At 54.9% G+C, this 7,418-nt stretch carries 8 protein-coding genes; all 8 read right to left on the bottom strand.

The window, feature by feature from the left end:
- On the bottom strand, positions 1-455 hold a 455-nt coding region (locus FBQ85_23180; protein ID MDL1878046.1), incomplete at its 3' end, for an ROK family protein.
- 7 nt (positions 456-462) lie between these two features.
- Positions 463-2,610 carry a hydantoinase/oxoprolinase family protein gene (locus tag FBQ85_23175; protein ID MDL1878045.1) on the bottom strand — a complete coding sequence of 716 codons (2,148 nt, stop codon included), beginning with the start codon at positions 2,608-2,610 and terminating at the stop codon, positions 463-465.
- Positions 2,611-2,638: 28 nt separating this feature from the next.
- On the bottom strand, positions 2,639-3,046 hold the full coding sequence (gene mce / locus FBQ85_23170) for a methylmalonyl-CoA epimerase (GenBank protein MDL1878044.1): 408 nt from the start codon (positions 3,044-3,046) through the stop codon (positions 2,639-2,641).
- 138 nt (positions 3,047-3,184) lie between these two features.
- Positions 3,185-4,021, bottom strand: a complete 837-nt coding sequence (ubiE, locus tag FBQ85_23165) for a bifunctional demethylmenaquinone methyltransferase/2-methoxy-6-polyprenyl-1,4-benzoquinol methylase UbiE (protein MDL1878043.1) — start codon at positions 4,019-4,021, stop codon at positions 3,185-3,187.
- 64 nt (positions 4,022-4,085) lie between these two features.
- Positions 4,086-5,288, bottom strand: a complete 1,203-nt coding sequence (locus FBQ85_23160; GenBank protein ID MDL1878042.1) for an MCE family protein — start codon at positions 5,286-5,288, stop codon at positions 4,086-4,088.
- Positions 5,289-5,295: 7 nt separating this feature from the next.
- Entirely contained in the window at positions 5,296-6,027 is a 732-nt protein-coding gene (locus FBQ85_23155) for an ABC transporter ATP-binding protein (GenBank protein MDL1878041.1), read from the bottom strand.
- 54 nt (positions 6,028-6,081) lie between these two features.
- Entirely contained in the window at positions 6,082-6,840 is a 759-nt protein-coding gene (locus FBQ85_23150) for an ABC transporter permease (GenBank protein MDL1878040.1), read from the bottom strand.
- 130 nt (positions 6,841-6,970) lie between these two features.
- Positions 6,971-7,418: anti-sigma factor (locus FBQ85_23145; protein ID MDL1878039.1), on the bottom strand; the 448-nt coding region annotated here is incomplete at its 5' end.

Genomic DNA, 7,418 nt, shown 5'->3' with positions numbered 1-7,418 from the left:
TCGGCCAGGCCTACGGCGGGCGCGTCGTGCGCGCCCCGCACTGCGCCGATTTTCAATTCCGCAACAGCCGTTGCAATTGTTTCGGACGCCACGATAGCCGGTGCACCCAATTCTTTTTGCAGCCATTCCGCCACGGCCAGGCCCTCCCACATCGGATTGTTTTCGGTAGTTAATGTGAGATGCCCTTGCGCAGGATGCACAGCCGCCGGCGCCGCAAGCCCGACGGCATGAATCCGGCTTGCCAAATCACCGGCAACCATTTGCGCACTTTTCCAAATGCTGCACAAAACTGGCAAAATATCCTGGGCGTTGTCTCCGTGTTCGAGAGGCTGGCCGAGATCGGCGAGTAATAGTTGAAAACCGTCGCCTAAACCGGCTTGAATGAATGAGGCTTGCAGATTGAGGCCGAGATAAAGCGGAGAATTTGTGTTTGCGTCCGTGCGAACTGTTTTCATAAAAATCTTAATTCTTTAGATCTGCCATCACTAAAACGGGCGACTCAGCCTTGGATTGTTTAAGCTCATGCGCCCCCAGCGAGATAATTTGTGAGGAATTAACCAATCCCGAAAAGTCAATGAGCCGCGGCCCAATAGCAAGATGAATCGCTGGAATATGCGCGCCGCTGTCACCGTAATGCGTGAACGTTTCAAGAAACTGCTTCATGCGTTCGCGGCCGTCGCCCGCCGTCATTTCCAAAAGCTCGGCGCGCTCGAATGTGAGGCGAACGACGCCGTGCTGATCGACAATCACAATGGGCTGCTGCTTGTGCTTGATCAAGCCGAACATCCGGGTGACCACTTTCGGCGCGGTAAAAGCCGTGAAAAAATCAGTTTGCGCCAGCGTGCGAATTTTATCGGTTTCTGTTTCCAACGTGGCGGCCGCAACATTGGAACGTTGATGCGAAGGCACGGGACGGCGAATTTTTTCCAGCAAGCGCGCTTCGGTCGCGCCGGTCGCAATCGCGCGCACCAGGCTGCGCCGCGTATCCACTTCGATTTTGACATCAACCGTTTCGGGCGAGGCGCCCATGGCCAGCACCATGGCTTCGGCATCCTGCCGCAGGCTCAACAAATCGGCTTCCGAAGGATTTACCAGGCTGCGTTCAATAGTCTCGCGAATCATGGCGAGCGCCACGCCGATCGCCGAGAAAATGGAGTTGTTGGGCGCCAAAACATAAGGAAGATTCAAGAGCCACGCGGTGTAAGGCACAATGGTCGAGGCGCCGCCGCCCGCACCGATCAAACGCAAATTCTCGCGCTGCAATTCATGCCGGTCAATCAACTCTTGCACGGCGGCAGCTATGCGTTTACACCCCAGACGCAAGATCGCTTCCGCGGCCTTATCCGGTGTTTGATCGAGTAAACGTCCCAATTTCGTGAAACTCATACTCACATTTTTTTGGCCGCCGCGGGCATAATCATGATCCGGAACCAAACCCATTTGATTGGCCGCGCCCGTGACGGTGAGCGCAAATCGTTTGCCTTCCTTGTGCAAAAAAACATAATCCGGAGGATCGCCGGGATTCGGCGCACCCAGCGTAGGCTCGGCGTCATGCAGATCGAGAATCGAGCTAAAGGCTTCATAGGGCATGCCGGCAATGTGTGCGCTGCGCGGACCAACCTCGGAAATCTCGCCGTTACGAACTCGAATCATGCTGCCGCCGGCCACGCCGATCGTGCGCGTGTCGAGAGCTTTGACATACAATTTATGTGAGCCGATGCGCGCCGTCCGCACCTCAACCTGGCCGTGATGAATCAAACTGATGTCGGTGCTGGTGCCGCCGACTTCCAAAAAAATGCCTTCCGAGACGGAGGCGTACATCAAGGCGCCGGCAATGCCGGCCGCCGGCCCGGACAAGAGCGTCAGCACCGGGCGCTCGCGCATGCCTTTGACGTCCATAATGCCGCCGTCCGAGCGCATGATCATTAGCGGCGCGTGAATGCCGGTTTCACGCAGGCTGCGTTCCATCAATTCCGTGGTGGCAATCATCACCGGCAGAATGGCGGCGTTAATAACCGCCGTGCGCGTGCGCATCCGCAAACCATAAAGCTGGGAGATTTGTTGGGTCGAGGTGGCCGGCAGCCCCATGGCTTGCGCGATGTTGAGCACAAGCTGTTCGCGGCGAGGATTCTCAACGGAAAATGCTTCTGCGGCAACGATGGCGCCCGCGCCCTCCTGCTGCAATTCTGCAATGGTTTGTCGAATCACACTCTCGGTAAAATTACGCTTGGTATCGAGAAAGCGATAACACGTGGGCAGCATCTTGCCCGGCGCCAATTCGAGATCTTTGATATTCGTCTCGCGCCGCACCCGCATCGACTTCAGGCCGGCGCCCATGCCGATGATGCCGACACGCACCACGTCGCCTTCCAACAAAGCATTGGTCGCTTGCGTTGTGCTATGCGCGACCAAAACCACTTCTTCCGGCGCGATTCTACCCTTGCGCACCAGCTTGCGCAAGGCGGTCACAATGCCGTGCGCCACGCCTTCCTCTGCGCGGTGCGTGGTATGCGTTTTGGTATGCGCCAGAATGCTGAAGCTCGCGGTATCGATCGCAACAGCGTTGGTGAATGTTCCACCGACATCGATACCGATACGAATGCGTCTCATAAGATATGCTCGCCCGAGAGGGAGCCTCTCAGCCTGTTTTTTTCTCGACCAGCTCGATCAAAACGCCGGCCGCGCTGCGCGGATGCAGAAATGCGATGCGGCTGCCTTCCGCGCCGGGTGCGCCGGCATTCGGCAAAATTTCCATGCCCTCCTGGCGCAGCCGCGTCACCATCGCATCCAAATCAGCGACTTTGAAACAAATATGATGTATGCCTTCGCCGCGTTTATCCAGAAACTTCGCAATCGTGGAATCCGGAGAGGTTGCGGCGAGCAGCTCGAGGCGCGATTCGCCGACCTCGAACATCGCCACTTTGACGTTTTGTCCCGCCACTTCTTCAACATGTTGCGGCGGTGCAGCCATCAAGATCGTGTAGCGCGCCGTGGCAAGCTTCAGATCGCGCACCGCAATGCCGACATGGTCAATTTTTTCCAACACGCTAAGCGCAGCTCCTTCTTAAAAATTGGGGCAAAAGTATTAAAGGCAGGCATGAATTGCAAGGATTACAACGCCTCAGATCGAAAATAAAATCGCGCTGTAACTTTTGACGAAACGACTCTTGATTCGAGCCACGACTCAGCGCATCCTGGCGGAAATCGTGTTCGGGGGCGTATTCGTCGTGGTTATGCGAGAAGTCACAGTCGCGCGAATTTTTGCGCCGGTGTGAATCGAAACGCTGCCGAACATCAAGGTTTCAAAGCGGGCATGATGCAACCCGGCGTCTTCCAATCTCACCCGCAATTCTTCGGGTGTGACAAAAATGGCGACGGAATGCGGCAGATAACTATAAGCATCTTTTTGGCCGGACACCAGCGCGCCGATGCGGGGAACGATTTTTCCAAAATACCAGGCAAAGAACTGGCGAAACCAGGGATGGCGCGGACGCGTGATTTCCAAACTCGCAACCTTGCCGCCTTGCTTCGTCACCCGCACCATCTCACGCAAGAACGCATCAAGATGGGCGACATTGCGCAACGAAAATCCGGTGACCACGGCGTCAAATGTTTCATCGGGAAAGGGCAGCTTCAAGCCGTCGGCCACCGCGAGATGGATATAACCGCTGCGGCCTTTTTCTTTTTGAATTTTCCGCTGCGCATACGCCAGCATTTCACCGCTGAAATCGGCGCCAATGACGCCGCGTGCGCCGGCGGCCCGCGCCGACAACGCAATGTCGCCGGTGCCGGTGGCAATATCCAAAACCAAGGCATTTTTCGAAACTCCGGCATGTCGGATCAGGCGTTTGCGCCAGGATTGATCGCGTCCGAACGTCATGAGGCGGTTCATCAAATCATAACGCGGCGCGATGCGGTTGAACATTTCTTGCACGTAAGAGGATTTGTGCTGCGGGGTGTCGAAGCGGAAATCTCGGACAGGCATGATTGCTAGATTTGGCTTGATGATGGTTGATGGCATTGACAAAACTGATTAGCAACATACACCCGAAGCGTTGCTTTTGCGGAGCCGCGCGCCGGAAACTCTATTGCTCCGGTTCATTCTGCGCCCGCTGTTTCCTTTCCAGCTCTTCGACCTGCTGCAATCGCCTCTGCACTTGTTTGTGCAATTCCTGCAATTGTTGATACTGCACGTTCAAGGTTTTTTCATGTTCTTCGAGACGCGTTTCGCGTTCGGCCAGCTCACGCTGGCGCTCGGCATAATTTTTTTCGAATTCCGTGCGACTCCAAAATCCACGGCGCTCGAAATAACCCTTGAACAGCCAATTGTGTTTGAGCGCCTCCATGTTTTCAGCGAAACTGAAAGCGCCAGCGCGCGCCACCCGGCTCAACTCTGCCAACTCTTGATTCAACCGCGCAAGGCGATGCAGCGACGAATCGACTTGCGCGGATAACTCTTGATCCGAAATCATTCTTCCCACCAGGCCCTGGCCGCGCCGCATGTCATGTATCAACGCGGAGAGGGAGTCTCGCGTGCTGCTCACGGTTTCATAAGTCAAATCGTAGAGATCATCTTTATAAACCAACGCGCCCAGCGTGCCTTCGCCGGCTTCCACGCGGCTGATAATCGAATCCGTCAATGTGGAGACCTTGGTGAGCAACTCTCCCAACCGCCGGGTTTCAGCCGAAGCCGCGGCAAAGGCGGAGTCGCTGCGATCCGTCATGGAAACGAGATTATGATAAAATTCTTCGTCATAGACAAGCTTGCCGATCGTGCCTTCACCGCTGCGAATTTTTGACGTGATGCCGTCAAGGCTTACGGTCACCAATTGCATATAGCGCGCGGTTTCATCAAAACTGCCAAGAATGGCGGAAAGATCGATGGGACTGCGGCTGCTGATCGAATCGTAATCACTGACATGAAGCTGGCTGAGCGAGCCGCCTTTGACTGAAACGATTTTGTTGCCGACCAGTCCTTCGGTTTCAATCACGGCATAGGCGTCCTTACGGATCAGTCGTTGCGCATTCTGATCCAAACGCATGACGACAACGACTTTCGCGCCGGGAACCTCGGGCAAGGCAATCTTTTCCACGACGCCAATGTCAATGCCGGAAAGCCGCACCGGCGAGCCTTCGCGCAGGCCGGCAACCGTTTCAAACGGCACAACCAGGCGAAACGTCTGCTCGAAGATTTTCTTTTTTGTGCCGAGCAAAAAAATGGCCCACACCAACAGCACCAGCCCGCCGACTGTAAACAAGCCCAGCAAAAATAGTCTATTCTTTTTCATAGATAACTCATCCCCCGGTTAAGTTTGCAAAATATTGCCGCACGAACGAATGTTCATGGTTTTGTAATTCAAGGAACGTACCTTCGGCCACGATTTCACCTTCGTGCAACACCGCAATCCGGTCGGCGGTGCGGCGGGCGCTGGTCAGACTGTGCGTGATGGCAATCGAGGTGACGCCGGTTTCCTCATTCAAGCGCACCGCCAGGCGGTCAATCTCCGCCGTGGTGATAGGATCAAGTCCCGTAGTCGGCTCATCATACAAAATAATTTCCGGCGACAGCACCAGCGCGCGCGCGAGGCCGATGCGTTTTTGCATGCCGCCCGAAAGCTCTGAGGGATATTTGTGCATTGCATCCGCCATGCCGACAAAATTCAACTTTTCTCGAATGAGATCGCGGCGTTGTGCGCGCGGCAATTTCGCATAACGATCCAAATGAAATGCAAGGTTTTCTTCCACCGTCATGGAATCATATAGCGCGGCGTTTTGAAAGACATAGCCAATGCGCTTGCGCACGGCATTTAATGCCGCCTCGGGCAATCCGAGAATTTCTTCGCCATCGATTTTAATGCTGCCCTGATCCGGCGTCACCAATCCCACGATACATTTCAACAACACGCTTTTGCCGCTGCCGCTGCGGCCAAGAATCGCGGCCGCCGTTGCCCGGGGCACGGACAAATTCACTCCGCGTAAAACGAGCTGCTTGCCAAAGGCTTTATGCAGATTGCTTATTTCGATCATGACCGCAGACCAAGCCAGCTTGAACCAGCCCGCTTCACTCGTTGAAGTTTCTGATCATCCAAACAAAATAATCGTCAATTTGACCAACACAACATCGACAATGATAATCAACAAGGACGACACCACCACGGCAATCATGGCACTACGGCCCACGCCGTAGGTGCCGCCGGTGGTGTTATAACCAAGATAACAGGCGATCGTACCGATGATGAACCCGAAAATCGCGGTTTTTGCCAGCGCCGGCACGACGGTGGGAAAATTAAGAAAACGAAGAGCGGAATCAAAATAAAGTTTCAATGAAATGTTCTCCTCGACACGCATCGCCACAAAACCGCCAAACAAGGCCAGCGCATTTGCGTAAATCGTCAACACCGGTAACATGAGAATCGCGGCCATCACGCGCGTGGCGACTAAATAGCGAAACGGATCGAGCGCGGCAACTTCCATGGCGTCAATCTGCTCGGATACGCGCATGGCGCCCAACTCGGCGCCGATGCCGGCCCCCACTCGCCCGGAAACGACCAGTGCCGTAATGATGGGGCCGATTTCACGCAAGACCGCCACTGCGATCATGCTCGGCAACAAACTTTGGCCGCCGAAACGCGCCAGTGTGCTGCTCGTTTGCATCGCCAGCACCATGCCGATCGCCAATCCCGAAACGCCCACGAGCACAATCGATTTGCTGCCGATTTCGTGCATCTGCCGCAGCGTTTCATGCCAATCCTGCCACGGCCGCGAGAGGCAACGCAGGAAGCGACCGCAAAACAGAACGAAGCGCGCAATTGTTTCAAAAAATTTTATGAGCGTACGCATAACAACTTTTTGTTCATTGGCTTGGCATTCATTTTTTATAAACGTTGCAAAAGAGGAAATTGGCAAGTAGAAGTCATTTTATTAAGTGGGATTGTGGCGGGTTGGAGGAAAGGACGGATCGTTGCAAGGCTCACGCTTTACCGAGCAAATACATCTGCGTCAATGTCGGTTTGGCGCTGCCGCCTTTCGGTTCGCGTGTGACGGCGAACGCCGCAATATCCCCGCCGGTTTGAGGGAGATGCAACACCTGCACCGCGGCATAGCCGCTGCTATCCACCTGAAAAACGCCGCCATTAACCGGGCCCGATTTCCCGATGTGCCAAAGCTGATAATCTTCATTCTCCGGCAGCCTCGGAAGAGCAAGCGAGATGAAAAAGGCACGGCGTTCGTCGCGGTCGAAAATCACTTTGCCGCGACCGTTATGATTGCCTTGAGGCGCGCTCAAGTCAACCAGCATGACGCGCGGCTTTTGGATTGCCTTGGCGAAATCTCTATGAAAAGCCAGAGCGGTTTCAAGCTCATTGAGTTTGCGTTGCTGCGCTTGCACCTGTTGGGCTAACGCTTGCCGTTCCTGCGCC

The sequence above is a fragment of the Cytophagia bacterium CHB2 genome, assembly GCA_030263535.1.
GTDB lineage: Bacteria > Zhuqueibacterota > Zhuqueibacteria > Zhuqueibacterales > Zhuqueibacteraceae > Coneutiohabitans.
The sequence above is the reverse complement of the archived record's forward strand: the minus strand, read 5'-3'. Positions and strand labels throughout refer to the sequence as shown.

Coding starts and splice junctions, on each gene's coding strand:
- FBQ85_23175 (MDL1878045.1), bottom strand. CDS start 2,610: ATGAGACGCATTCGTATCGGTATCGATGTCGGTGGAACATTCACCAAC.
- ubiE (MDL1878043.1), bottom strand. CDS start 4,021: ATGCCATCAACCATCATCAAGCCAAATCTAGCAATCATGCCTGTCCGA.
- FBQ85_23160 (MDL1878042.1), bottom strand. CDS start 5,288: ATGAAAAAGAATAGACTATTTTTGCTGGGCTTGTTTACAGTCGGCGGG.
- FBQ85_23155 (MDL1878041.1), bottom strand. CDS start 6,027: ATGATCGAAATAAGCAATCTGCATAAAGCCTTTGGCAAGCAGCTCGTT.
- FBQ85_23150 (MDL1878040.1), bottom strand. CDS start 6,840: ATGCGTACGCTCATAAAATTTTTTGAAACAATTGCGCGCTTCGTTCTG.